This window comes from Acidovorax sp. SRB_14 (assembly GCF_012932145.1).
Classification (GTDB): Bacteria; Pseudomonadota; Gammaproteobacteria; order Burkholderiales; family Burkholderiaceae_C; genus Simplicispira.
The window spans coordinates 16,719-40,998 of the sequence record NZ_MWOK01000029.1 but is presented as its reverse complement, the minus strand read 5'-3'; the positions used below and the strand labels follow the sequence as shown (position 1 = coordinate 40,998).

At 69.5% G+C, this 24,280-nt stretch carries 23 protein-coding genes; 13 read left to right on the top strand and 10 right to left on the bottom strand.

Going from position 1 to position 24,280, the window contains the following annotated elements; genetic code table 11:
- From B2J86_RS16375 to B2J86_RS16355, 5 genes are all read left to right on the top strand, one after another.
- Positions 1-739, top strand: a 739-nt coding sequence (locus tag B2J86_RS16375) for a DNA polymerase III subunit gamma/tau C-terminal domain-containing protein (RefSeq protein ID WP_305792586.1), incomplete at its 5' end; no start/stop codon positions are given.
- A gap of 35 nt (positions 740-774) precedes the next feature.
- Complete coding sequence (locus B2J86_RS16370) at positions 775-1,107, top strand: YbaB/EbfC family nucleoid-associated protein (RefSeq protein WP_169169535.1); 333 nt, start codon at positions 775-777, stop codon at positions 1,105-1,107.
- Between the two features lie 199 nt (positions 1,108-1,306).
- On the top strand, positions 1,307-1,897 hold the full coding sequence (gene recR, locus B2J86_RS16365) for a recombination mediator RecR (protein ID WP_169169534.1): 591 nt from the start codon (positions 1,307-1,309) through the stop codon (positions 1,895-1,897).
- 87 nt (positions 1,898-1,984) lie between these two features.
- Positions 1,985-2,392 (top strand): MAPEG family protein, encoded by a 408-nt coding sequence (locus B2J86_RS16360; RefSeq protein WP_173026143.1) that lies wholly within the window; start codon positions 1,985-1,987, stop codon positions 2,390-2,392.
- 124 nt (positions 2,393-2,516) lie between these two features.
- Positions 2,517-3,575 carry an ABC transporter substrate-binding protein gene (locus B2J86_RS16355; RefSeq protein ID WP_173026142.1) on the top strand — a complete coding sequence of 353 codons (1,059 nt, stop codon included), beginning with the start codon at positions 2,517-2,519 and terminating at the stop codon, positions 3,573-3,575.
- 36 nt (positions 3,576-3,611) lie between these two features.
- Here B2J86_RS16355 and B2J86_RS16350 read toward each other — a convergent pair whose 3' ends face one another.
- Both B2J86_RS16350 and gloB read right to left on the bottom strand, forming a co-directional pair.
- On the bottom strand, positions 3,612-5,159 hold the full coding sequence (locus B2J86_RS16350; RefSeq protein WP_173026141.1) for a transglycosylase SLT domain-containing protein: 1,548 nt from the start codon (positions 5,157-5,159) through the stop codon (positions 3,612-3,614).
- A complete protein-coding gene (gene gloB, locus B2J86_RS16345) occupies positions 5,156-5,932 on the bottom strand; it encodes a hydroxyacylglutathione hydrolase (protein ID WP_173026140.1) in 777 nt (258 codons plus the stop codon). Before gloB ends, B2J86_RS16350 begins: the two co-directional genes overlap by 4 nt.
- 19 nt (positions 5,933-5,951) lie before the next feature.
- On the opposite strand from gloB, the gene B2J86_RS16340 reads away from it, so the two are divergent.
- From B2J86_RS16340 to B2J86_RS16325, 4 genes are all read left to right on the top strand, one after another.
- Complete coding sequence (locus B2J86_RS16340) at positions 5,952-6,725, top strand: class I SAM-dependent methyltransferase (protein WP_169636524.1); 774 nt, start codon at positions 5,952-5,954, stop codon at positions 6,723-6,725.
- Complete coding sequence (rnhA, locus tag B2J86_RS16335; RefSeq protein WP_169169529.1) at positions 6,722-7,171, top strand: ribonuclease HI; 450 nt, start codon at positions 6,722-6,724, stop codon at positions 7,169-7,171. The genes B2J86_RS16340 and rnhA overlap by 4 nt, the downstream gene beginning before the upstream one ends.
- Positions 7,172-7,315: 144 nt before the next feature.
- Positions 7,316-8,482 (top strand): efflux RND transporter periplasmic adaptor subunit, encoded by a 1,167-nt coding sequence (locus B2J86_RS16330; RefSeq protein WP_173026139.1) that lies wholly within the window; start codon positions 7,316-7,318, stop codon positions 8,480-8,482.
- A gap of 29 nt (positions 8,483-8,511) precedes the next feature.
- Positions 8,512-11,649 (top strand): efflux RND transporter permease subunit, encoded by a 3,138-nt coding sequence (locus B2J86_RS16325; RefSeq protein WP_169169527.1) that lies wholly within the window; start codon positions 8,512-8,514, stop codon positions 11,647-11,649.
- Between the two features lie 195 nt (positions 11,650-11,844).
- Here B2J86_RS16325 and B2J86_RS16320 read toward each other — a convergent pair whose 3' ends face one another.
- Complete coding sequence (locus B2J86_RS16320; RefSeq protein WP_169636519.1) at positions 11,845-13,623, bottom strand: alpha/beta hydrolase; 1,779 nt, start codon at positions 13,621-13,623, stop codon at positions 11,845-11,847.
- 231 nt (positions 13,624-13,854) lie between these two features.
- Between B2J86_RS16320 and B2J86_RS16315 the strand changes: the two genes are divergently transcribed.
- Complete coding sequence (locus tag B2J86_RS16315; protein ID WP_173026138.1) at positions 13,855-15,243, top strand: phenylacetate--CoA ligase family protein; 1,389 nt, start codon at positions 13,855-13,857, stop codon at positions 15,241-15,243.
- A gap of 238 nt (positions 15,244-15,481) precedes the next feature.
- The gene (locus B2J86_RS16310; RefSeq protein ID WP_173026144.1) at positions 15,482-16,639 is read left to right on the top strand and encodes an MFS transporter; all 1,158 of its coding nucleotides are present in this window, start codon (positions 15,482-15,484) and stop codon (positions 16,637-16,639) included.
- Between the two features lie 34 nt (positions 16,640-16,673).
- On the opposite strand, the gene B2J86_RS16305 is transcribed toward B2J86_RS16310, so the two are convergent.
- The 7 genes from B2J86_RS16305 to B2J86_RS16275 all read right to left on the bottom strand — a co-directional run bounded on the left by B2J86_RS16305 (position 16,674) and on the right by B2J86_RS16275 (position 23,212).
- Entirely contained in the window at positions 16,674-17,006 is a 333-nt protein-coding gene (locus tag B2J86_RS16305) for a thioredoxin family protein (RefSeq protein WP_173026137.1), read from the bottom strand.
- An 11-nt stretch (positions 17,007-17,017) separates the two neighbouring features.
- A complete protein-coding gene (gene glp / locus B2J86_RS16300) occupies positions 17,018-18,382 on the bottom strand; it encodes a gephyrin-like molybdotransferase Glp (protein ID WP_173026136.1) in 1,365 nt (454 codons plus the stop codon).
- Positions 18,379-18,915 carry a GNAT family N-acetyltransferase gene (locus B2J86_RS16295; RefSeq protein WP_169169524.1) on the bottom strand — a complete coding sequence of 179 codons (537 nt, stop codon included), beginning with the start codon at positions 18,913-18,915 and terminating at the stop codon, positions 18,379-18,381. Before B2J86_RS16295 ends, glp begins: the two co-directional genes overlap by 4 nt.
- A gap of 93 nt (positions 18,916-19,008) precedes the next feature.
- Complete coding sequence (moaA, locus tag B2J86_RS16290) at positions 19,009-20,145, bottom strand: GTP 3',8-cyclase MoaA (RefSeq protein WP_169169523.1); 1,137 nt, start codon at positions 20,143-20,145, stop codon at positions 19,009-19,011.
- Between the two features lie 84 nt (positions 20,146-20,229).
- On the bottom strand, positions 20,230-21,000 hold the full coding sequence (locus tag B2J86_RS16285; protein ID WP_173026135.1) for an SDR family oxidoreductase: 771 nt from the start codon (positions 20,998-21,000) through the stop codon (positions 20,230-20,232).
- A gap of 93 nt (positions 21,001-21,093) precedes the next feature.
- A complete protein-coding gene (locus B2J86_RS16280) occupies positions 21,094-21,687 on the bottom strand; it encodes a DUF2889 domain-containing protein (protein WP_173026134.1) in 594 nt (197 codons plus the stop codon).
- Between the two features lie 91 nt (positions 21,688-21,778).
- Positions 21,779-23,212: an aldehyde dehydrogenase family protein gene (locus B2J86_RS16275; RefSeq protein ID WP_169636514.1), complete on the bottom strand. Its 1,434-nt coding sequence runs from the start codon at positions 23,210-23,212 to the stop codon at positions 21,779-21,781.
- Between the two features lie 199 nt (positions 23,213-23,411).
- On the opposite strand from B2J86_RS16275, the gene B2J86_RS16270 reads away from it, so the two are divergent.
- Both B2J86_RS16270 and B2J86_RS16265 read left to right on the top strand, forming a co-directional pair.
- Positions 23,412-24,041 carry an FMN-binding negative transcriptional regulator gene (locus B2J86_RS16270; RefSeq protein WP_173026133.1) on the top strand — a complete coding sequence of 210 codons (630 nt, stop codon included), beginning with the start codon at positions 23,412-23,414 and terminating at the stop codon, positions 24,039-24,041.
- A 1-nt stretch (position 24,042) separates the two neighbouring features.
- The gene (locus B2J86_RS16265) at positions 24,043-24,276 is read left to right on the top strand and encodes a hypothetical protein (RefSeq protein WP_173026132.1); all 234 of its coding nucleotides are present in this window, start codon (positions 24,043-24,045) and stop codon (positions 24,274-24,276) included.
- Positions 24,277-24,280 lie beyond the last annotated feature (4 nt).

The window sequence follows — 24,280 nt, the reverse complement described above, 5'->3', positions numbered from 1 at the left end:
CGGGCCCGCCGCGGCGGCACCCTTGGCCGCGCCAGCGGTCCATGAAAATGCGGCGCCCCAGCGGGCTGCGGCGCCTGCGGCATCTGCGCCGCCAGCGGTCCATTCCGAAGCGAACGAAACCCCTGCGGGCGTGCCCCTGGCAGCCGATGAACCTGCTGCGCGGGCCGAGCTGGCCTTGCCCGTGCGGACGCCTGAGACGCTGCCGGCGGCACCCGCGTCAGCGCAGGCCGTGTCTGCACCGCCTGCCGCCCAGGTACGCACCCTGCCCGTGCGCACCCCGCCCGAGCCGGGCGCGCGCCTGCAGGCGCAGCCGGGGGCTGCGTCCGCAGGCCACCCGGCGCGCGGCTACACCGCCACCGAGGAAGGCGATGTCTGGCACCCTGTGGTGCAGCAATTGGCGGCCAGCGAGGCCATCACGGCCTTGGTGCGTGAATTGGCTTTGCAGTCGCAGCTGGTGGCGCGCGATGGCGGCCACTGGTTGCTGCGGGTGGAGCGCGAGTCGCTGAACCAGCCCACGGCGCGCGAGCGGCTGCGCGCTGCCCTGGAGGCGGCTGGCCATGCGCAGCAGATCAGCGTCGAGATCGGCCTGGTCATCGACAGCCCGGCGCGCCGCAATGCCGTGGCCGAGCAGGAGCGCCAGCGCGTGGCGCTGGAAACCGTCTTGGGCGACCCATTCGTGCAGGCTATGGTGCGCGACCACGACGCAAAAATAGTGCCCGGCAGCGTCAAACCCCTTTAACCCCCTCTCTCTATTTCCACCAGAAAGGTACTCACATGTTCAACAAGGGACAACTCGCCGGCCTCATGAAGCAGGCCCAGGCCATGCAGGACAACCTCAAGAAGGCGCAGGACGAACTGGCCAATGTCGAAGTCGAGGGCGAGTCGGGCGCTGGCCTGGTTAAGGTGCTCATGACCTGCAAGCACGATGTCAAGCGCGTCACCATCGACCCGAGCCTGCTGGCCGAGGACAAGGACATGCTCGAAGACCTGGTCGCCGCCGCCTTCAACGCGGCCGTGCGCAAGGCCGAGGAGACCTCGGCGGACAAGATGGGCAAGATCACCCAAGGCATGCCAGGCCTCCCCGGCGGCATGAAATTCCCTTTCTGATGCTGGCTACCGAGCGGGCGCCAGGCGTTGTTGCGGGACTCGTCGGGAAATCCTCACGTACAGGAAGTACGTTCCGGTTTCCCGCCACCCGCGCCTAGCCTGACACCCGCTCGCTACGCCCTTGAGGGCGGGGTCTGAATACCAAAACCACCAACGGGTGCGCGCTTCGCGGTCTGTCGCTCAAATTGCCGGTCCAACCATGTCCACCACCAACTCCCTTGACACATTGATCCAGGCGCTGCGGCGCCTGCCGGGCGTGGGGGTGAAGTCGGCGGCGCGCATGGCGTTTCACCTGTTGCAGCATGACCGCGCGGGGGCGCTGGCGCTGTCGCAGGCGCTGTCGCAGGCGGTGGGCAGCATGCGCCACTGCGCGCGCTGCCACACGTTTTGCGAAGCCGAGGTGTGCGAGGTCTGCCTCGACCCCGAGCGCGACGCGACGCGCCTGTGCGTGGTCGAGACGCCGGCAGACCAGTCGGCGCTGGAGCGCACCGCGGCCTTCCATGGGCTGTATTTCGTGCTCATGGGGCGCATCAGCCCGCTCGACGGCATCGGACCCAACGACATCGGCCTGAAGAAACTGCTCGACCGCGCCACCGACGGTGTGGTGCAAGAGGTGATCCTGGCGACCAATTTCACCGCCGAGGGCGAAACGACGGCCCACGTCGTCAGCGAGGCGCTCAAAAACCGCGGCCTGCGCGTCACGCGCCTGGCGCGCGGCGTGCCCGTCGGCAGCGAGCTGGAGTATGTCGATCTGGGCACGATTGCGCACGCCCTGGCCGACCGGCGCTAGACTCAAATACTATCGATTGGATAGCTTTAAGCGCTTATCCGGTCAGCGTTTCAGCCCCAAAACATCCATAAAACGAGTTCCTTGCATATGGCACATTTCACGGTGGCTTACTGGTGCGTTTTCATCGCGGCGCTGCTGCCCATCGTGTGCGCCAGCATCGCCAAGCGCGGGGCTTTCGGCAAGCCGCGCCAGGACGGCGGTTACGACAACCACAACCCGCGTGCCTGGCTCGCGCGCCAGAGCGATTGGCGCGCGCGCGCCAATGCGGCGCAGGCCAACACGTTCGAGGCGCTGCCGTTCTTCATCGGTGCGGTCATCGTGGCGCACCAGTTGGGGGCGGCGCAGGCCCTGCTCGACCTGCTGGCCTTCCTGTTCGTCATGCTGCGGGTCTTCTACATCCTGATGTATGTCTCCGACATGGCCACGGCGCGCAGTGCCGTGTGGGGCGCTGCCTTCCTCGTCAACAGCGCGATCTTCTTTATCGGCTACCGCTGAGGGGCTGCGGTGCCCAGCGCCCGGCCGCAGGTAGGTAGAACCCCTCAGGGATTACCCCGGGTGTGCCAACGGCCCGCCTGCAGCATCATTGTTGCAGTGCATCAAAACCAGGAAGTTCGCCCCTGTGTCCTCTGATCCGATCAGTCGCCGTGCCTTTGGCGCCCTGAGTGCCGCAACCGCTGCCGCGTGGGCCCCGGCGGTGCGGGCAGCGCTGCCTGGCGCCGATGCTACCGCCGCGCGGCTCACCGTGTCCATGGGGCCGCGCTCGGCCTTTGTGTTCCGCCACCTGCCCACCACGCTGGCGCTGCAGCTGGGCTTCTTCGCCGATGAGGGCGTGGAGCTGGCCATCGAGACCTTTGCCAGCGACGCGTTGGCCCTGCGGGCGATGCACGCTGGCGCCGTCGACGTGTGCGCCACCGACTTCGAGCAGCTGCTGCGCACGCCCGGCGATGCGCCGCTGGCGCGCGCTTTCGTGCTGCAGGGGCGTGCGCCGCAGGCGGCACTGGGCGTGTCGGCAAAGTCTCTGCCGCATTTCACGGCGCTGAGCGACCTGCGCCAGCGCAAGGTGGGCGTGGCGGCGCTGGGATCGCTCTCGCACACCACGGCCCGCCTGGCGCTCGCGCAGGCGGGGCTCGGGCCTGGCGACGTGTCTTTGGTGGCGGTGGGCGAAGGGCGCAGCGCCGCCGCCGCGCTGCGTGCGGGCCGCGTGCAGGCCCTGTGCCACGGAGACCCGCTGATGGCCTTGCTCGAGCAGCGCGGTGACCTGCGCATCGTCAGCGATGCGCGCACGCTCCGCGGGGCGCAGGCCCTGTTTGGCGGCAGTGTGCCGGGCGGCTGTCTGGTGGCACCGGCGGAGTTTTTGCAAAAACGCGCGCCCGAGGCGCAGGCGCTGGCCAACGGCGTCGTCCACGCGCTCAAATGGCTGCAGACCGCGGCACCGGCCGACCTGGTCAAGGCGGTCCCGCCGCAGGACCTGGGGGCCGACCGCAGCCTCTACCTGGCAGCGTTTGCGCGCGCCCGCGAGACCATCTCGCCCGACGGGGTGATGCCGCTCGATGGGCCCGCAACGGCGCTGCGTGCGTTGCTGCTCGCCGAGCCCAGTCGCAGCCGGCAGCGTGTGGACGTGCAGCGCTGGGTGGCGCCCGAGTTTGCCCGCAAGGCCAAGCAGAAATTCAGCGCCTGAGCCGGCCTGCGCCCGAGGGCGCGGCCGGGCACTAGGTCAACGCCGTGCCACCTTCGACGGTGTGCCGCCGCGTTTCTGCTTGGATGCCGCAGGCTGCTTGGTGTTGCGCGCGACTTTCGATGCGTTCTGGGTGGCGGGCGTCGCCTTGGCGCTGCGGCCGATTTGGGTCTGCACCGGCAGGTACAGCACGATTTGCTGCCCGAGCTTGAACGCGGCACCTGCCTTGGTGTCGTTCCAATCGGCCACGTTCGCGGCGCTCAGGCGGTAGCGCTGCGCCACGCTGGCGACGCTGTCGCGCTTGCCTGCGCGCACCGTGGTGCGGCGTGTGACGGTTTCGGGCAGCAGCGCGATCTGGCCGTTGTCGGCGACCTGCTCGGCCACGTCGTGGCGCATGGTGGTCGAGCGCGGCACCACCAGGGCCGAGCCCGCCTTGACCAGCATGCGCGGCGGAATGCCGTTGATGCTGCGCAGGTCGCCTTCGCCCATGCCCACGCGCTGCGCCACCTCGGCCACGCTCATCGTGGAGGGCAGCGTCCAGACGGTCCAGCTTGCGTACTGCCCCTGGGTGTAGGCCTGCAGGTTGCGCTCGAAAATTTTGGCGTTGTCCCAGGGCAACAGGATCTGCGGTGTGCCGGCCGCCAGGATCACGGGCCGATGCAGCGAGGGGTTGAGGGCCTTGAAGTCTTCTTCGCGCACATCAGCGAGCTTGGCGGCCAGCGCCACGTCGATGTCGCGGGGAATGTCCACGGTCTGGAAGTAGGGGTGGTTCTCGATCAGCGGCAGCTCGGTGCGAAACGCATCGGGGCTGGCCACGATGTTCTTGACGGCCTGCAGCTTGGGCACGTACATGCGGGTTTCGGCGGGCATGGTCAGGTCCGTGTAGCCGGTGCCCAGGCCCGCTTTCTGGTTGCGCGCGATGGCGCGGCCCACGCTGCCTTCGCCCCAGTTGTAGGCGGCCAAGGCCAGATGCCAGTCGCCGAACATGCCGTAGAGTTTCTGCAGGTAGTCGAGCGCGGCACGGGTGGACGCCAGCACGTCCCGGCGGTCGTCGCGGAAGGCGTTCTGCTTGAGGTCGAAATAGCTGCCCGTGGCCGGCATGAACTGCCACATGCCGGCCGCCTTGGCGGTGGAGACGGCTTGCGGGTTGAAGGCGCTTTCGATGTAGGGCAGCAGCGCCAGCTCGGTCGGCATGCCGCGGCGCTCGAGTTCCTCGACGATGTGGAACAGGTATTTGCTGGAGCGCTCGGTCATGCGCTGCATGTAGTCGGGCCGTGTCGCATACCACTGCTCGCGGTCCTGCACCAGCTCGTGCTGCAGGTCGGGCATGGCAAAGCCGCGGCGAATGCGCTCCCACAGGTCGGCCGGTGCCGACAGCGCGGCGACCTTGCCGCGCGCGGCGTGGGCCGAGGTGATCGGTTGCAGCGGGCCCTTGGCAAGATCGGCGCTGCGCCCGCGCTGCGCTGCGGTGGCGGGCGCGGGCGCGGGCTGGCCCTCAGTGTTCGTGGCATCGGCGGAAGTGCCATGGGTGGCGCAGCCGGTGAGCCAGAGCAGGCCCGCCAGGCATGCGATATGCAGAATTTTCATCGGAACTCGTTTTTCCATTCGCGCAGTGCCGCAAAAACGGCGACCGCGTCGGTGGTGTTGACAGAAGGGTCCCGGCGGCGCGCGGCAGCGGCCACGGCAGGGAGGCGGACGCGCAAGAAGGGGTTGATGTCCCGCTCGAGCGCCATGCGCGAAGGCAGCGTGGGCAGGTTGTGCGCGCGCAGCCGTTCGCATTCTCTGCTGTGGTGGAGCAGGGCGGCGTTGCCAGGTTCCACGACATGGGCAAATCGCAGGTTCGACAGGGTGTATTCGTGGGCGCAGCAAATGCGCGTGTCGCCCGGCAGCGCCGCAAGCGCATCGAGCGAGGCCAGCATCTGCGCCGGCGTGCCTTCGAACAGGCGCCCGCAGCCGCCCGAGAACAGCGTGTCGCCACAAAACAGCAGCGGGGCACCGTCCGCCAGCGTGCAGTGGTATGCAATATGGCCGGCGGTGTGGCCCGGAACGTCGATGACGGCAAACGACAGGCCCAGCGCCTCGACCTGGTCACCGCCGGCCAGCGCCACTGCCGGCGCCGGGATGCGCTCGCGTGCCGGACCGTACACCGCTGCGCCAGTGGCCTTGCGCAGCGCCTGCACTCCGCCGACATGGTCGCTGTGGTGGTGCGTGACTAGAATTGCCTGCAGCCGCAGACCGAGCCGGTCCAGCGCCTGCAGCACGGGCTCTGCTTCACCCGGGTCCACCACCAGGGCGTGGCGGCCGTCGTGCAGCATCCAGATGTAGTTGTCGGAAAAAGCGGGCAGCGGCAGTAGATTCATGAGCGATCAAATTATAGGTATGCACCATTGGTTCGATTCACCGCCCGGCCGCTACCTGCTGGAGTGGGAACAGGCGCGCTTTGACGCCGCCGTGGCCGATGTCTTTGGCTACCAGAGCCTGCAGCTGGGCATGCCGTCACTGCAGGGGCTGCGTGCCAACCGCATGCCGCACCGCTGGCTGGCACTCGGCGAGATGCCGCCGCAGCCCACCCTTGCGGGCGGGACGCCGCACCTGCTGGCCCACGCCGTGGCCCTGCCGTTTGCCGACAACAGCCTGGACCTGCTGGTGCTGCCGCACACTCTGGAGCTCAGCCACGACCCCCACACCGCGCTGCGCGAGGTCGCGCGGGTGCTGGTGCCCGAGGGGCGCGTGGTCATCAGCGGGCTCAATCCGGCCAGCCTGTGGGGCCTGCGCCAGATGCGCGCGCGCTGGGGACAGCGGCTGGGCAGTGGCACGCTCTACCTGCCCGATACGGGCCAATTCATCGGTCCCTGGCGGCTGCGCGACTGGTTGCAACTGCTGAGTTTCGAGGTCGACGAGGTCCAGTTTGGCTGCTACCGCCCGGCCGTGCGCACGCAAAAATGGCTGCAGCGTTGGGCCTGGGTGGACAGTGTGGGTGAGCGCTGCTGGCCCATACTCGGGGCCGCCTATTTCATGGTGGCCATCAAGCGCGTGCACGGCATGCGCCTGCTGGAACCCGCCTGGCGCAGCACCCGACCGCGCGCTGCGGCCACGGTGCCGGTGGCCAACCGGGCCACTGCCAGCCCTTTCATCGACAGGAATTTTGAGTGAACGAGATACAGATCTATACCGATGGCGCCTGCAAGGGCAATCCGGGCCCCGGGGGCTGGGGCGTGCTGCTGCGCTCCGGTGCGACCGAAAAAGAGTTGTTCGGCGGCGAGCTGGGCACCACCAACAACCGCATGGAGCTGATGGCGGTGATCGAAGCCCTGGCTGCGCTCAAGCGCCCGTGCGCGGTCACGCTCTACCTCGACAGCCAGTACGTGCGCAAAGGCATCACCGAATGGATCCATGGCTGGAAGGCCAAGGGCTGGCGCACCGCGGCCAAGCAGCCGGTCAAGAACGTCGAGCTGTGGCAACGCCTGGATGCGCTGGTGAGCGAAGGCGGACACCAGATCGACTGGCGCTGGGTCAGGGGCCATTCGGGAGACCCCGGCAACGAGCGCGCCGATGCCCTCGCCAACTGTGGAGTCGAGCGCGCACTGGGCCGCCGCTAAAGCAGCCGGGGCCCCATCTGCCGTCTGTGTAAACGCTGCGTAAAAGCACCTCGCTTTGCCGGAATTGCTGCGACCGAGGCCGCGTTGGGGGCGTGCCGCTGCTACATTCACAGGCTGCCCTTTATGTAACCCAATGTCACTTTCATGGCGTCCAGAGCGATTTATCTTCTTGTAGCCGCGGTCGGCATTGCCGGTGCGGGATCCTTGGCGTGGTGGTTTCAGAGAACTGCGCCGCTGCAGGCCTCTCCTCCTGCCAGCACCGCGCCGGCGAAAGGCGCCGGTGCGTCCGGCCAGCCGGTCGCCGTGGAGGCGGCCCAGGTGCGGCGCATGGCGCTCAGTGACGAAGCTCAGGCCGTGGGCAGCCTGCGCTCGCGCCGCAGCGTGGTGCTGCGCCCCGAGGTGAGCGGGCGCATCGTGCAGCTCAACTTGCGCGATGGCCAGCGCGTGCGCCAGGGCCAGTTGCTGGTGCAGCTGGACGACCAGCTGCAGCGTGCGCAGGTGCAGCAAAGCCAAGCCGAACTGTCGATTGCGCGCGCCAACCACCAGCGCAACCAGGACCTGGTGGCGCAAGGCTTCATCAGCCAGCGCTCGGTCGACGAGAGCGATGCGAACCTGCAGGTGGCGCAGGCCAAGCTGGCCCTGGCGCAGGCCACGGCGGCGCGGCTGAAGATCGTGGCGCCGTTCGATGGCATTGCCGGCATTGGCAACACCCAGGTGGGCGACTACCTCAAGGACGGCACCGACATCGTCAACATCGAAGACCTCGACAGCGTGTATGTCGACTTTCGCCTGCCCGAGCGCTTCCAGGGCAAGCTGCGCGTGGGCCAGAGCGCGCGCGTCGAGGTCGATGCGCTGCCGGGCGAGGCCTTCAGCGCCATGGTTCGGGCCATTGACCCGCAGATCGATGCCAACGGCCGTTCGGTCTCCGTGCGCGCCGCCATCGACAACCGGCAGCTGCGCCTGCGCCCCGGCATGTTTGCCCGCGTCACGGCCGTGTTTGGCGAGCGGGCCGATGCGAGCGTGGTGCCCGAAGAGGCGGTCGTGCCCAACGGCGCGGGCCACTATGTGCTCAAGGTGGTGTCGCAGGCCCAGGGCGGCATCGCGGTGGCGCAGCGCACCAGCGTCGTTCTGGGGCTGCGCCGCGACGGCTGGGTCGAGGTCGTGCAGGGCCTGCAACCCGGTGACACCGTGGTGACGGCGGGCCAGCAGCGCCTGTCCAAGGACCGTGCTCCGGTGCGCGTCGTGCCATCGCCCCAGGCGCCAGAGGCCGCACCCGAGGCGCAGGCCGCCACGCCGCGCCAGCCCGGCTGACGGCCCCGAACCCTTCTTTCGCTTCTTCCATGCAACTGGCCGAAACCTCCATCCGCCGCCCGGTGTTCGCCACCGTGCTGTCGCTGCTCATCGTGCTGATCGGCGCGGTGAGCTTCACGCGCCTGTCGGTGCGCGAGTACCCGAAGATCGACGAGCCCGTCGTCACCGTCAGCGTGACCTATGCGGGCGCGTCGGCCGAGGTGATCGAGTCGCAGGTGACCAAGCCGCTCGAAGACTCCATCGCCGGCATCGACGGCGTGGATGTGATCACCTCGATCAGCCGGGCCGAGCGCAGCCAGATCTCGGTGCGCTTTCGCCTCGAAAAGGACGCCGACAATGCCGCCGCCGAGGTGCGCGACCGCACCGCACGCGTGCGCAACCGCCTGCCCGACGCGGTGGACGAGCCTGTCATTGCCAAGGTCGAGGCCGATGCGTTTCCGGTGATGTGGCTGGCTTTCAGCAGTGACACCCTGAGCCCGCTGCAGATCAACGACCTGCTCAACCGCATCGTCAAGCCCCGCCTGCAGACGGTGACCGGCGTGGCCGATGTGCCCATCTATGGCGAGCGCCGCTACGCCATGCGCGTCTGGCTCGACCCGCAGCGCCTGGCCGGCTACCGCCTGACGACGCAGGACGTGGAGGACGCGATCCGGCGCAACAACCTTGAACTGCCGGCCGGCCGCATCGAGTCGCAGCAGCGCGAGTTCAGCGTCACCTCGCAGACCGACCTGGGCCAGCCGGGCCAGTTCGCCGACATCGTGCTGCGCACGGTCAATGGCTTTCCGGTGCGGCTGCGCGATGTGGCGCGGGTCGAAGAGGGCGCCGCCAGCGACCGCAGCAAGGTGCGGCTCAATGGGCGCGAAGCGATTTCGGTGGGCGTGATCCGCCAGGCCACGGCCAACCCGTTGGAACTGTCGGCAGGAGTGCGCGCCATGCTGCCCACGCTCAAGGCCGACCTGCCGGCCGACGTCACGATCGATGTCGCCAACGACAACTCCATCTTCATCGACCGCTCGGTCAAGAGCGTCTACACCACCATCGCCGAGGCGGTGGTGCTGGTGGCGCTGGTGATCTTCGTGTTCCTGCGCACCCTGCGCGCGTCCATCATTCCCATCATCACCATTCCCGTGAGCCTGGTGGGCAGCTTTGCGTTGATGTCGCTGGCGGGCTTTTCGATCAACACGCTCACGCTGCTGGCGCTGGTGCTGGCGATCGGCCTGGTGGTGGACGACGCCATCGTGATGCTGGAGAACATCTACCGCCACATCGAGGAGGGGCTGGACCCGTTTTCGGCCGCGATCAAGGGCGCGCGCGAGATCGGCTTTGCCATCGTCGCCATGACGCTCACGCTGGTGGCCGTGTATGCGCCGCTGGCCTTCACGCCGGGGCGCACGGGGCGCCTGTTTGTCGAGTTTGCGCTGGCGCTGGCCGGGGCGGTGGTGGTGTCGGGCTTCGTGGCGCTGACGCTCTCGCCCATGATGTGTTCGCTGTTGCTCAAGCACAACCCCCAGCCCAACTGGTTCGACCGCAGCATGGAGCGCTGGCTCACGGCGCTGTCCGGCGCCTACGGCCGCCTGCTGCGCTGGATCGTGACCGCGCGCTGGCAAACGCCCGGCAAGCCCGGCGGCGGCCTGCGCGGCAAGGTGTTCCAGGCGCGCTGGATCGTGGTCGGCGCGATGGCGCTCAGCGGCCTGGGCCTGGTGTGGGTGTACCCGACCATGAAGCAGGAGCTCTCGCCCCTCGAAGACCGCGGCACCATCCTGGCCAACATCACCGCGCCCGACGGCGCCACGCTCGATTACACCAACCGCTATGCGCTGGAACTGGAGAAGATTGGCCGCGACTACCCCGAGTTCGACCGCATCTTCGCCAACATCGGCAATCCCACGGTGTCGCAAGGCAGCGTGGTGTACCGCACGGTGGACTGGGAAAACCGCACGCGCAGCACGCTGGACATCGCGCGCGAGCTGCAGCCGCGCCTGGCCAGCCTGCCCGGCGTGAGCGCGTTCCCGATCACGCCGCCCTCGCTGGGCCAGGGCTTCCGGTCGCGGCCGCTGAACTACGTCATCCAGACCTCGGACAGCTACGAGAACCTCAGCGCCGTGGCCGAGCAGATGGTGGCCGAGATGGCGAAGAACCCGGGCATCACCTCGCCCGACGTCGACCTGCGCCTGAACAAGCCCGAACTGCGCATCGACGTGAACCGCGAGCGCGCGGCCGACCTGGGCGTGAACGTGGACGTGGTCGCTAAGGCCATCGAGACCATGCTGGGCGGGCGCACCGTGACCCGCTACAAGCGCGACGCCGAGCAGTACGACGTGATCGTGCAGACCCAGCCCAGCGGCCGCACGGCGCCCGAGGACATCGATGGCATCTATGTGCGCGGGCGCTCCGACGCGATGATTCCGCTCTCGGCCCTGGTCACGGTGCGCGAGAGCGTGAGCCCGCGCGAGCTCAACCACTTCGGCCAGCGCCGCTCGGCGACCATCACGGCCAACCTCTCGCCCGACTATTCGCTGGGCGAAGCGCTGACTTTCATGGACACCACGGCCGCCAAGCTGCTCAAGCCCGGCTACACCACCGACCTCAACGGCACCTCGCGCGAGTTCAAGAGCTCGCGGGGCGCGCTGGGCATCGTGTTCGTGCTGGCGCTGGTGTTCATCTTCCTGGTGCTGGCCGCGCAGTTCGAGAGCTTCATCGATCCGCTGGTCATCATGCTCTCGGTGCCACTGTCCATGATCGGCGCGCTGCTGGCGCTCAAATGGAGCGGCGGCTCGCTCAACGTGTACTCGCAGATCGGTCTGATCACCCTGGTCGGCCTGATCACCAAGCACGGCATCCTGATCGTCGAGTTCACGAACCAGTTGCGCGCGCAGGGCGTGGACATGGTCGATGCGCTCATCAAGGCCTCGGCGCAGCGCCTGCGGCCCATCCTGATGACCACGGGCGCCATGGTGCTGGGGGCCTTGCCGTTGGCACTGGCGTCGGGTGCCGGCGCCGAAACCCGCACGCAGATCGGCTGGGTGATCGTGGGCGGCATGTCGCTGGGCACGCTGCTGACCATCTTCGTGGTGCCGACCATGTATTCGCTGTTTGCGCGCCGCTCCGTGCCCGGCGCCAAGACGGCCACGGCCCACGACACGCCGCACGCCGTGGCCGACGCCTGAACCGGGTGTCCAGCGCCTGCAGCCCAGACTTGCTATGGAATAGTGAGCTGTTGGCGCTGGTTGGGTATGGGCTGGAGGCCTTTTTGCTCCATATCGGCGCACGCCGCCCGGTTCCGGCGGTCCACGCCCCTCAGGGGTCACGGGAATGGGGCAGTGGACGCCGGCGCAGGCATGGCGCAGCGCGGGGCCCGGTGCCTATTCCTTGTAGCGTTGCAGCACGTAGGTGCCCGGTGCGTCGCACAGCACGGTGCCTGCCGCGATGGGGGAGGTCGCCTGCCTGCGCGAGGAGTGCCGGGCCAGCCAGGCCTGCCAAGCGGGCCACCACGAGCCTTCGTGCGAGGGGGCCTTGGCCGCCCATGCGCCGGGCTCGGTCCAGCGGCCCCGCGCGGGCCGCGTGTGGATCTGGTAGCTGCGGTGCGGGTGGCCCGGCTCCGAGACGATGCCGGCGTTGTGCCCGCCGCTGGCCAGCACGAAGGTGATCTCGGCGTCGCACAGCTGGTGCAGCTTGTAGACCGAGCGCCAGGGCGAGACGTGGTCGCGCTGCGTGCCCACCAGGAACATCGGTGGCTGGAGGTCGGCCAGCGAGACCGCCTGCCCCTCGGCGCAGTAGTTGTGGGTGGCCAGCGCGTTGTGCAGGTACAGCTCGGTCAGGTACTCGTGGTGCATGCGCGCGGGCATGCGCGTGGTGTCGGCGTTCCAGGCCATCAGGTCGTTGGACTGGTCGCGCTCGCCCAGCAGGTACTCGCGCATGCGCCGCGCCCAGACCAGGTCGCGCGAGTGCAGGAACTGGAACGAGCCCGCCATCTGCTTGCCCGACAGGTAGCCCTGGCTGCGGGTGATGTGGTCGAGCAGGTCGATCTGCCCTTCGTCGATGAACAGGCCCAGCTCGCCCGGATCGGAAAAATCGGTTTGCGCCGCCAGCAGGGTCAGCGTCTTCAGCGGCGACAGCAGGTCCTGCTCGGCCACCCCGCCTGCGCGCGCCATGGCCGCTGCGGCAATGGCCAGCAGCGTGCCGCCCAGGCAGTAGCCCACGGCATGCACGGGCGTCTTGCGATCGCCCTGCGTGGCCACTGCCTGCAGCGCGTCCAGTACGCCCAGGCGCAGGTAATCGTCCATCGACAGATCGCTGTCCGCGGCGTCGGGGTTGCGCCACGACAGCATGTACACGGTATGGCCCCGGCCCACCAGGTAGCGCACCAGCGAGTTGTGCGGCGACAGGTCGAGGATGTAGTACTTCATGATCCACGACGGCACGATCAGCACCGGCTCGGGGTGCACCGTCGGTGTCTGCGGCGCGTAGCGGATCAGCTCGATGAGTGGATTGCGGTACACCACCGCGCCCGGCGTCACGGCCACGTCGCGGCCGACCTGGAAGGCAGGGATGCGCTCGGGCTCGCCCGGCAGGGGCACGCCGCTCGCGTCGGCCAGCCAGTGGCGCGCGCCCTGGCGCAGCCGTGTGCCGCCCGACTCCAGCGCATCGCGCAGCACCAGGGGGTTGGTGGCGGGCCAGTTCGCGGGGGCCAGCATGTCCAGCCACTGGCGCGCGAAGAAGCGCGTGAGGTCGGTGTGGTGCGCGGTCATGCCGGGCGCCCAGCTGGCCTCGCGCCAGAAGGCTTCGGCATTGTGAAAGCCCGCGCGCATCTGGCTGTAGGGCCAGTGCGCCCAGGCGTCGTGGCGAAAGCGCGGATCCTCGTCGGGGACGCCGTCTGCCTCGGGCGCGCGCCCATGGGCGTGCAGCGTGTCGGCCCAGAGGCGGGCGGCCAGTGCCGCCAGCTGCAGCTGCCGGCCGGGCGACACGCCCAGGTGCCAGGCCCAGTCCGCAGCGGCCAAGGCCAGCGACACCGGGGACAGCCCGCCTGTGAATTCGGCGCCGCCGGCATGGACCAGGCGGTCCAATTTTTCGGTGGGGGTTTCTGCGGCATGTGCCGCACGTCTGCCGGGTGGGGCGGGCGAGGGGTCGGACGGTTGGGCCATGGCGTGGAGAGGCAGAGGTGAAGGACAGTCCGCACTGCAGCGTGCTTCATGATAGTGCGCTCGCGTGGCGTGCGGGGCCACAAGGCAAAGTGGATTTTCGATGCCCATGCGCCGCAAGCGGACTTGCGGGTGGCGGCGGGTGCGGGCGCAGCGCTTTAATAGGGGGCATTGCAGCCGCTTCGCGGTATCCGCCGGAGCGCACCCGCAGCCAACTTGAAAAGGGCATGACCCATGAGTACCGTGTTCGATCCGTTGCGCCTGTGGACCGTGTCCGCAGATGTGCTGGCGGTCGACAGGGGAGACGCCGAGGGCGTGGTGCAGCGCCAGCGGGCCCGGCTGGCGCTGCTGCTGGAGGCCGTGCTGCGCGGCTCGCGCCTGTACCGGGCACTGTGGCCGGCGTCTGTCCGGCCCGACACGCCCTTGTGCCAGCTGCCGGTGGTCACGCGCGCCCAGCTGATGGAGCGGTTCGAAGACTGGGTGACCGATCCCCGCCTGGAGCTCGATGCCTTGCGCGCGTTCACCGCCGACCCCGCACGCCTGGCCGAGCCCTGGATGGGCCGGTACATGGTGTGGGAGAGCTCGGGCACCAGCGGACATCCGGGCATCTTTGTGCAGGATGCGCAGGCCATGGCGGTGTACGACGCGCTGGAGGCGCTGCGCCGCAGCCCGCCCCAACCGCTGGCGCGCTGGCTCGATCCGCTGGGCCTGGCCGAGCGCACGGCTTTTGTCGGCGCACTGGGCGGGCATTTCGCCAGCCATGTGTCGCTGCTGCGGATGGCCGCCCTCAACCCCTGGCTGGGCACCCGCTTGCGCAGCTTTTCCATCCAGGCGCCACTGGCCGAGCTGGTGGCGGAACTCAACGATTTCGCGCCGACCGTGCTGGCCACCTACCCGACGGCGGCTGCCCTGCTGGCCGACGAGGCGGCGCGCGGCAGCTTGCGCATCGCGCCGCGCGAAGTCTGGACCGGGGGCGAGACACTGGGCGCGGCGGTGCGCACGCACATCGAAAAAAATCTGGGTTCGGCGGTGCGCAACAGCTATGGGACATCCGAGTTCCTGGCCATGGGCTGGGAGTGCGCCCACGGGGGCATGCACCTCAACGCCGACTGGCACGTTTTGGAGCCGGTGGACGAGCACCACCGGCCGGTGCCCGCGGGCCAGCCTTCGTGCAGCGTGCTGCTGACCAATCTGGCCAATGCGGTGCAGCCCCTGGTGCGCTACGACCTGGGCGACCGCGTCACGCTGCAGGCCGGGCCCTGTGCCTGCGGCTCGCCGCTGCCGGTGTTCACGGTGCAGGGGCGCCAGGACGATCCGCTGCGCATGGCGGGCCGGGGTGGGCGCTGCGTCACGCTGCTGCCGCTGGCCCTGAGCACGGTGCTGGAGGAGGAGGCCGGCGTGTTCGATTTTCACCTGCGCCAGCTGGACCGGCACATGCTGGAACTGCACCTGCCGCTCGAAGGCGAGACGGGTCGCGCTGCCGCCGCGCGCTGCTCTGCGGCCTTGAAGGCCTTTGCCGGTGCCCAGGGGGTGGTGCAGGTCCAGGTGCGCGTGCGCCTGGGCCAGAGCGTGCCGCGCGGGCGCAGCGGCAAGGCCTGCCGCATCGTGGCCTGCAGCCGCTGAGCCGCACGGCCAGGCGCGGTATGCGGGTTTTTCCGTAGAATGCCCGCTTCCCCGCTCCGGGTTGCGGCGGTCGCTGCGCCGGCCCCGGGGCAGCAGAAAAGCCGTGTGTGCCGGTTCCGCGCGCCAGCGGCTTTTTCCCCTTCTCTTCCTTCTTTTCAGAAGCGCAGGCCGCCCGTGGGGCGCCTGTTTGCCGGATATGCAACGTCACTGGCCTGCGTTTGCCTGGGTGTGTTTCGCGATGTGTGTCGGCGTCATGGGCACGGCGCTGGCGAGCCCGCTGTACCCGCTGTACCAGGCGCGCTGGGGGCTGCAGCCCAGCCACATCACCGGCATCTACGTCGCCTACATGGTGGGCGCGCTGTCCAGCCTGCTGTTCCTGGGGCGGCTCAGCGACCGCTTCGGCTTTCTGCCGGTGCTGCGCTGGGGGCTCATTCTGGTGTATGCCGGGGTGCTGCTGTCGGCGGTGGCCTGGAGCGTGCCCTCCTTCGTGGCCAGCCGCGTGCTCATCGGCATTGCCTCGGGAATGATCACCACCTCGACCTCGCTGGGGCTCACGCAGCTGAGCCGTCCCAGCCAGGTGATGCGCGCGTCGGCCATGACGAGCTTCGCCATGGCGCTGGGCTTTGGCATGGGCCCGCTGGTGGGCGGGCTGGTGGCCCAGTGGGTGCCGCAGCCCCTGGTCACGGCCTATGTACCCAGCCTGTTGCTGGGCGCGCTGGCGATTTATGCGCTGTTCCAGGTCCGCGTGGAAGCGCAGGTGGCGGCGGCCCCGCAGCCACCGCTGGTGCTGCGCGACTGGCTGCCGCGCATCACCTTGCCCCGGCCGGCGGTGCGGCGGCCTTTCATGGTGGCCTGTCTGGGGGCGTTCGGCACCTTCGGCATCTTCGGGCTCTATGCCTCGCTGGCCCCGAGCTTCATGGAGCGCATGGTGCCCTGGCACGGGCCGGCCGTGAGCGGTTTGTCGATCGCCATGATCCTGTTCCTGTCGGCGCTCGTGCAGTGGCTGGCCCGGCCGGTGCACACCAAGACCTGCGCCGTCTGGGGGCTGGGCCTGCTGGCCGCGTGCAACCTGCTGCTGATCGCCACCTCGTTCACCCAGTGGTCGGTGCTGTTCGTGCTCAGCGTGCTGACCACCTCGGCCGGGCACGGGCTGGTGAACCTGGCCGGCATCGCCATCGTCAACAAGGTGGCCCGGCCCGAGACCCGTGCCGGCCTGCTGTCCACGTATCTGGTGGTGGGCTACATCGGCACCATTGCGCCAATCCTGGCCGTGGGCTGGCTTTCCGATGGGCTGGGCCTGGCGGCGGCCCTGGTGATTTTTTGCGTCGCCATGGCGGCCTTGACCGGGGCGCTGGCCTGGGCGGCCGCCCGCACGCCGCTGATCGAGGTGGCCTGAAGCGCGCCGGGCGGGCCCGGTCCAGTCCCGGCCTTCAGGCCGGCGCGTCGAGTTGCTGCAGCGCCCGGGCGAGCGCCTGCGCGTCCTGCGGCCGCACGAGGCGCGTCACTTCCTGGCCGCCGCGCAAAAACACCAGCGTGGGCCAGAGCTTCACGCCAAAGCTGCGGCCCAGGCGCTGGCCGGGGCCGTCCTCGACCTTGATGTGCGCGACATCGGCGCGCGGCGCCAGCGCCTGCTCGATCAGCGGCTGGGCGCACAGGCAGTGGCCGCACCAGGGCGTTCCGAACTCGAGCACGGCCGCGCCGGGCAGTGCATCGACTTCGGCGCGCGTCGGGGGCTGGGGCAGGTGCCGGGCTTGGTAGGTCATGGAGGAGCCTTTCACATGACACCGTCGAACACCATCACATCGACCACGTCGCCCGGCGCCACGTTGCCCTGGTCGTGGTGCAGCACGATCAGTCCATTGGCCTGCACCATAGAGCTGAGCACGCCCGAGCCCTGGTTGCCCACGGCGTGCACCTGCAGCGTGCCATCGGGCGCGGTGCCCACGCGGCCGCGCTGGAATTCGGTGCGGCCCGCCTTCTTGCGGATGGCCTGGGCGCTGACTGCGCGCAGCAGCGGTGGCGCGGCGTGCGTGCTGCCCATCATGCGCAGCAGGGCGGGGCGCACAAAAGCGAGAAAGGCCACCATCACCGCCACGGGGTTGCCGGGCAGGCCGAACAGGACGGCGCCGCGCCGGCCGTGTGGGCTATGGTTTTGATAGCTGTCAGCGCTTGTGGGGTAAGCGCTGGAGGCCGATTTGGCGTGAATTTCACCGCGCGGGATGCGGCCCACCGCCATCGGGCGGCCCGGGCGCATGGCGATATGCCAGAAGGCCATCTCGCCGAGCTGGTGCATCAGGGCGCGCGTGTGGTCGGCCTCGCCGACGCCGACGCCGCCGCTGGTGATGATGGCGTCGGCCTGCTGCGCGGCCGAGCGCAAGGCGCTTTTGAGTTGCGCGGGTTCGTCGCGCACCTGGCCCAGGTCGAGCACTTCCACGCCCAGCCGCGTGAGCAGGCCGAACAGGGTGTAGCGGTTGCTGTCGTAGACCGCGCCTTCGCGCGGCGCGTCGCCCAGGCCGAGGATTTCGTTGCCGGTCGAAAAATAGGCCACGCGCAGCCGGCGGCAGACCGTCACGGTTTTCAGGCCCAGGCTGGCCACCAGCCCCAGGGCAGCGGGCGTGAGCAGCGCGCCTCGGGAGAGTGCCACGCTGCCTTCCATCAGGTCTTCGCCCTTGAAGCGGCGGTTGTCGCCGGCGCGCAGCACATCGGCGGCGATCGCGATGTGCTCGCCCGCGGCGTCGGCGCGGGCCTGCGCGAACTCTTGCGGCACGACGGTGTCGAGGCCCGCGGGCATGACGGCGCCGGTCATGATCTTCACGCACTCGCCCGGGCCCACCCGGCCGCGCCAGGCCGCGCCCGCAAAGGCCTTGCCGACCACGCGCAACGCCAGCGGCGCGCCGGCCACGAGCTGGCGGCCGTCGAAGGCGTAGCCGTCCATGGCCGAGTTGTCGTGCGGCGGCACGCTCAGCGGCGAGACCACGTCGTGCGCGAGCACGCGGCCCAGGGCATCGCAAATGCCCAGTTCCTCGGTGCCTTCGACGGGCTGGACGAGGCGCTGCAGGAAGGCCGCCGCGTCGCTCGCGCGCAGCGCCTGGGGGGCGTAGCCTGGCAGCTCGGCGGCAATCTGGGCAAGGGTTTTCATGGGGCGGCGCGGATCAGGGTGGGCAGGGGCAGCAGCATGTGGACCTTGTCGTAGCCCACGCCGTCGACCACGATGGCGTTGGGGTGCCGGCCCCAGGCGCGAAAGCCCGCTTCTTCGTACAGGCGCTGGGCGCTGTCGTTGCCGGCGGTCACGGTGAGGTCGAGCTGGCGCAGTCCGGGCAGGCGCTCGGCCGCGGCAATGCAGGCCGCCAGCAGCTGGCGCGCCAGGCCCTGGCGCTGGGCGGCGGGCGCCACCATCATGCCGAGCACGGTGGCGCGGTGCCGCTCCTTGCGGCGCTGCGCGCGTTCGCAGCCGACGCAGCCGAGCAGCTGGCCCGCCGCATCGAAGGCCCCGAGAAAGAACAGGCCGCTGGCGGGCGCGCCCAGGCGCGGCGCGAATTCGCTGGCCGCCAGGGCCACCGAGGATTCGTGGTCGGACGTGAAGGCCGTGGGCGCGCGGCGCAGCATGTCGTCGCGCAGCGCCTTGTAGGCCGGGGCGTCGCTGGGCGTCAGCGGGCGGATGTGGGTGTTCATGGTGCCAACGGGGGGGCAGCGCCACGCGTGTCTTGTGCGTCAACCATGGCGTGTCGGCTTTCCGTGGTCTGCCCGGGTGCAGGGCGTGCCGCTTCAGCCACCGATGTAGCTCATCTCCACGCGCCGCACGCCCGGGCCCGCGTCGGCCGGCAGGCTGCTGCGCAGCTCGGAATAGCGGTCGCTGCGCCCCTGCCAGATGCCGGCAATGGCCGCGGCCAGCGCCGTGTCGTCGGCGCCGCCGCGCAGCAGGCCGCGCAGGTCGTAGCCTTGGGTGGCGAACAGACACAGGTAGACCTTGCCTTCGGTGGACAGGCGGGCGCGGTTGCAGTCGTGGCAGAAGGCCTGCGTGACGCTGCTGATCAGGCCGATCTCGCCGAGCGCCGGGTCGTGGCGGCCGCTGGCATCGGCCCAGCCCCAGCGCTCGGCGGTTTCGCCCGGCGCGGTGGGCTGCAGCGCCACCAGTGGCAGCTCGGCCTGCAGGCGCGCGATCAGTTCCTTCGAGGGCAGCACCTCGTCCATGCGCCAGCCATTGGTGGCGCCCACGTCCATGTATTCGATGAAGCGCAGCGCCGTGCCGGTGCCGCGAAAATGCCGCGCCATGGGCAGGATCTGCTGGTCGTTGGTGCCGCGCTTGACCACCATGTTGACCTTGATGCCGGTGAGGCCGGCGGCGTGCGCGGCCTCAATGCCGGCGAGCACATCGGCCACCGGAAAGTCGACATCGTTCATGCGCCGGAACACCGCGTCGTCGAGGCCGTCGAGGCTCACGGTGACGCGGTTGAGGCCGGCCTCCTTGAGCGCGCGCGCCTTGCGCGCCAGCAGCGAGCCGTTGGTGGTGAGCGTGAGGTCGGGTGGCGTGCCGTCGACGGTGCGCAGCTCGGCGAGCTGGGCGATCAGGTCCTCGATGTTCTTGCGCAGCAGCGGCTCGCCGCCGGTGAGGCGGATCTTGCGCACGCCGTGGGCCAGAAACTGCCGCGCCAGCCGCGTGATCTCTTCAAAGCTCAGCAGCGCCTGGTGCGGCAGGTAGGCATAGTCCTTGTCGAAGACTTCCTTGGGCATGCAGTAGCTGCAGCGGAAGTTGCAGCGGTCGGTGACGCTGATGCGCAGGTCGCGCAGCGGGCGCCCGAGCGCGTCGGAGAGCCGACCCGGAGAGACCGGGGAATGCCGGGGCCGCGGAGGCTGGAGGGCCGCCAGGCGCTGGTCCACAAGGGGGATGACACGTTCAGCCATGCTGTGATTCTGCCCCACTTGGTCCATGCAGGAATGGCCTGCCGTCGCAGGGGCTTGACCGAGGTCAAGGAGAAGGGCGGAAGCTCAGACGCAGCGCGCGCCGTCGACCTCGATGCACACGCCGCTGATGAAGGCGGCCTCGTCGCTGGCCAGGTACAGCGCGGCATTGGCCACGTCGAGCGCGGTGGAGAAGCGCCCGAGCGGAATGGTGGCGAGAAACTTGGCGCGGCGCGCCTCGTCCACCGGGCCGCCCGCGAACTCGGCGGCCAGGCCGGTGTCGGGGTTGAATACCGGGTTGATGCAGTTGACGCGGATGTTGTCGGGGCCCAGCTCGGCGGCCATCGACTTGCTGGTGGTGATGACGGCGCCCTTGGAGCCGTTGTACCAGGTCAGGCCCGGGCGCGGGCGCAGGCCGGCCGTGGAGGCGATGTGGATGAAGCTGCCGCCGCTGCCGCCCGGGTTGGCGCGCATGGCCGGCACGGCGTGGATGGCCGAGAGGTAGATGCTCTTGACGTTGATCGCATAGACCTTGTCGAACTCGTCCTCGCCCACTTCGAGCATCGGGCGGTTGCGGTGCGTCCAGCCGGCGTTGTTGACGACCACGTCGAGCCGGCCGAAGCGGTGTACGGCTTCATGGACCAGCGCCTTGACCTGGGCCGAGTCGGTCACGTCGGCCTCGAAGAAGGAGGCCGTGCCACCGGCCGCCGTGATCTCGGCCACCACGCGCTGGCCACCGGCGGCGTTGATGTCGGCGACGACGACGCGGGCGCCTTCGGCGGCCAGGCGCTTGGCGATGCCCTCGCCAATGCCGTTGCCGGCGCCGGTGACGATGGTGGATTTGTTCTGTGCGCGCATCGGTTTTGTCTCCTGGAATAGTTCAAATAGGATAGCGTCTTACGCTGGACAGGAAAGGGTTTGGGGCAGATTTCGCCGGATGGATGGCCCCGGTCACTGCGCTTCTGTGGTGGCGGGTGTGGGGGGGAGGGCAGGGGCGCCGCCCGGGGTCGCGCGGCCATAGAACTGGGGGAAATATTCCTTCACGCCCGCTCCGTTGAAGTCCCAGCCCGTGCATTGGCCCAGGTGGCGCGGCGGTTCATCGGCGTCGGCCGACGCAAAGGCCGCGGGCAGCGTTTGGAAGGCGGCGGTGGCCAGGTTGAACAGCAGCTCGCGCAGGTGGGTGCAGCTGGCCACGCCGCCCAGGTTTTTCTGGATCGCCTGGCGCCAGCCGCGCCCCATGGTGCAGCCGACCATGGTCTGCAGTGCGGCGCGGGCCTGCGGGCATTCCCGCAGCGGGTGGGTGTCCATGGACGCCTCGATGGCTTGCACGACCAGCACCCGGTTCACGGTCACGCGCAGCCACATGTGGTGGATGGGCTCGCCCGCGCGGCGGATGCCGCCGCCGCGCAGAGCCGGCGCATCGTGCATCTTGCTGTCGTGCAGCTCTCCTTCGAGGTCCCAGAGACCGTCTTCGCGTTCAAAACCTTGGTAGATGACCCGGCGGGCGTGCCGGGCGGTGCGGGGGGCAGGGGGGCTCAGGGGCATGGACAGAAAGCTTTGTCAACGAACACAAGGGGAGGGTGGCATGGGCGCACCCCGGGCGCGCGGGACGCCGCGGGTGCGCGCAGGGGGCCATTCAGCCGTGGCGGATGGCCACGGTTTTCAGGGTGGTAAAGCCGTACAGCGCTTCGAAGCCTTTTTCGCGGCCGTAGCCGGACGACTTCACGCCGCCAAAGGGCAGCTCGACGCCGCCGCCGGCGCCGTAGTTGTTGATGAAGACCTGGCCGCTGTGCAGGCGTTTGGCGACCCGGAATTGGCGCGCGCCGTCGCGCGTCCATACGCCGGCCACCAGGCCAAAGCGCGTGGCGTTGGCGAGTGCGACGGCGTGGTCTTCGTCTTCAAAGGCCATCGCACACAGCACCGGGCCAAAGATCTCTTCCTGGGCCAGGCGGTGGTCCACCGGCACGTCGCGCAGCAGCGTGGGCGCCTGGTAGAAGCCCGACTCGGGCGCCTCGTCCACGATCTGGCCCTGGGCCACCATGGGAATGCCGGCCACCTGGGCGTCGCTCAGAAAGTCCCACACGCGTTGCTGCTGGCTCTGGCGGATCAGCGGGCCCACGTCCAGGTCCAGGGCGGCCGGGCCCACGCGCAGCTGCTCGAAGGCCTGGCCCAGGCGCTCCAGCAGGGGCTCGTAAATCAGCGAGTCGATCAGCACGCGCGCGCCCGCGCTGCAGGTCTGGCCGGCGTTTTGCACGATGGCGTTGACCACCACGGGCACGGCGGCATTCAGGTCAGCGTCGGCAAAGATGATCTGCGGGCTCTTGCCGCCCAGCTCGAGCGTGACCGGGCAGTGCCGCTCGGCCGCCACCTGCTGGATCAGCGTGCCCACGCCGGGGCTGCCGGTGAAGCTGATGTGGTCGATGCCCGGGTGGCGTGCCAGCGCGTCGCCCACCTCGTGGCCGTAGCCGGTGACGATGTTGATGGCACCGGCCGGAAAGCCCACCTCGGCCGCCAGCTGGGCCACGCGCAGCAGGCTCAGGCAGGCGTCCTCGGCGGGCTTGACCACGCAGACATTGCCGGCGGCCAGCGCGCCGCCGACGCTGCGGCCGAAGATCTGCATCGGGTAGTTCCAGGGCACGATGTGGCCCGTGACGCCGTGCGGCTCGCGCCAGGTCAGCACGCTATAGCCGTCCTGGTAGGGCAGGGTCTCGCCGTGCAGCTTGTCGCAGGCGCCGGCGTAGAACTCGAAGTAGCGCGCCAGTGCCAGCGCATCGGCGCGGGCCTGCTTGGTGGGCTTGCCGCAGTCGCGCTGCTCGATGGCGGCCAGTTCTTCGGCGTGCTCGGCCACCTTGTGGGACAGGCGCATCAGCAGGCGGCCGCGCTCGGCGGCGCTGGTCTTGAGCCAGACGGCGTCAAAGCACTGGCGCGCCGCGTGCACGGCCTGGTCGATGTCCTGGGCATTGCTGCGCTGCAGCTCGTCGAAGGGCTGTCCGTCGGACGGGTCCAGCACGGCCAGCGTGCGGCCGCTGGCGGAGGCCATGGAGGCGTTGGCGATGAAGTTGAGCTGCATGAACCAATTGTGCGGCAAATGGCGGAAACGGTCCTATCCTGCGGCCAAAAGTGGCGGAATCGCTTGGTGGTGCTGCGCTGAAAGCTATCGATTTCATAGTTCACACCGGCGCCCGGGGGCGCGCGGGCAGCGCCGGCGCCGCACCGCCGTGGGCCACCGGTTTTGCCGATACAGTGGCGGCTCAAGGAAAAAGTCCGCCATGTACCTGCCCGCCCAGTTCCGCTCCACCGACCCCGCCCATGCGCATGCGCTGATGCGCGCCCACCCGCTGGCCAGCCTGGTGTCCACCGACGACGGGGGCTTTCCGTGCGTCAGCCACCTGCCGCTGCACCTGCAGGAGCGCGCGGACAGCCTGGTGCTGCTGGGCCACTGCGCCAAGGCCAACCCGCACTGGCGCTACCTGCAGGCGCGGCCCCAGGCGCTGGTCACTTTCATGGGGCCGCACGCCTACCTGTCGCCCACGGTCTACCCCGACCTGGCGCGCGTGCCCACCTGGAACTACCTGGCCGTGCACTGCCGGGTGCAGGCTACGCTGGTCGAGCAGCCGGCCGCCAAGGACGCGCTGCTCAAGGCGCTGATCGGCGACCACGAGCCGCCCTATGTGGCGCAGTGGCGCGCGCTGGACGAGGACTTCGCGCACCGGATGCTGGCCGGCATTGTGGCCTTCGAGCTGCGCGTGACCGAGCTGCAGTGCGCGCTCAAGCTCAACCAGCACCGCAAAGAAGCGCACGCCGCCATGTACCAGGCGTACCGGCAGGGCGGCCCCGGCGCCCAGGCGCTGGCGGACTGGATGCAGACCCTGGGACTGGTGCCCGCGCAGGAGGCTTGAGATGCGCGCCGCCCTCGGCATCGTGTCCCTGCTGCTGGCGTTGGCCATCGTCGGCGTGCTGGCCAAGAAGCAGGTGTCGGCCACGCGCAGCACCGTGCCCGTGCTGCAGCCCGCCGCCGATGCGCCGGCCACGGCCACCGTGCGCGCGCAAAGCCAGCAGGTGCAGCAGCAATACCAGCAGGCCATCGAGGGCCTGGTGCAGCAGGCCCGGCCCCTGCCGGACGATGAAAAATAAAATT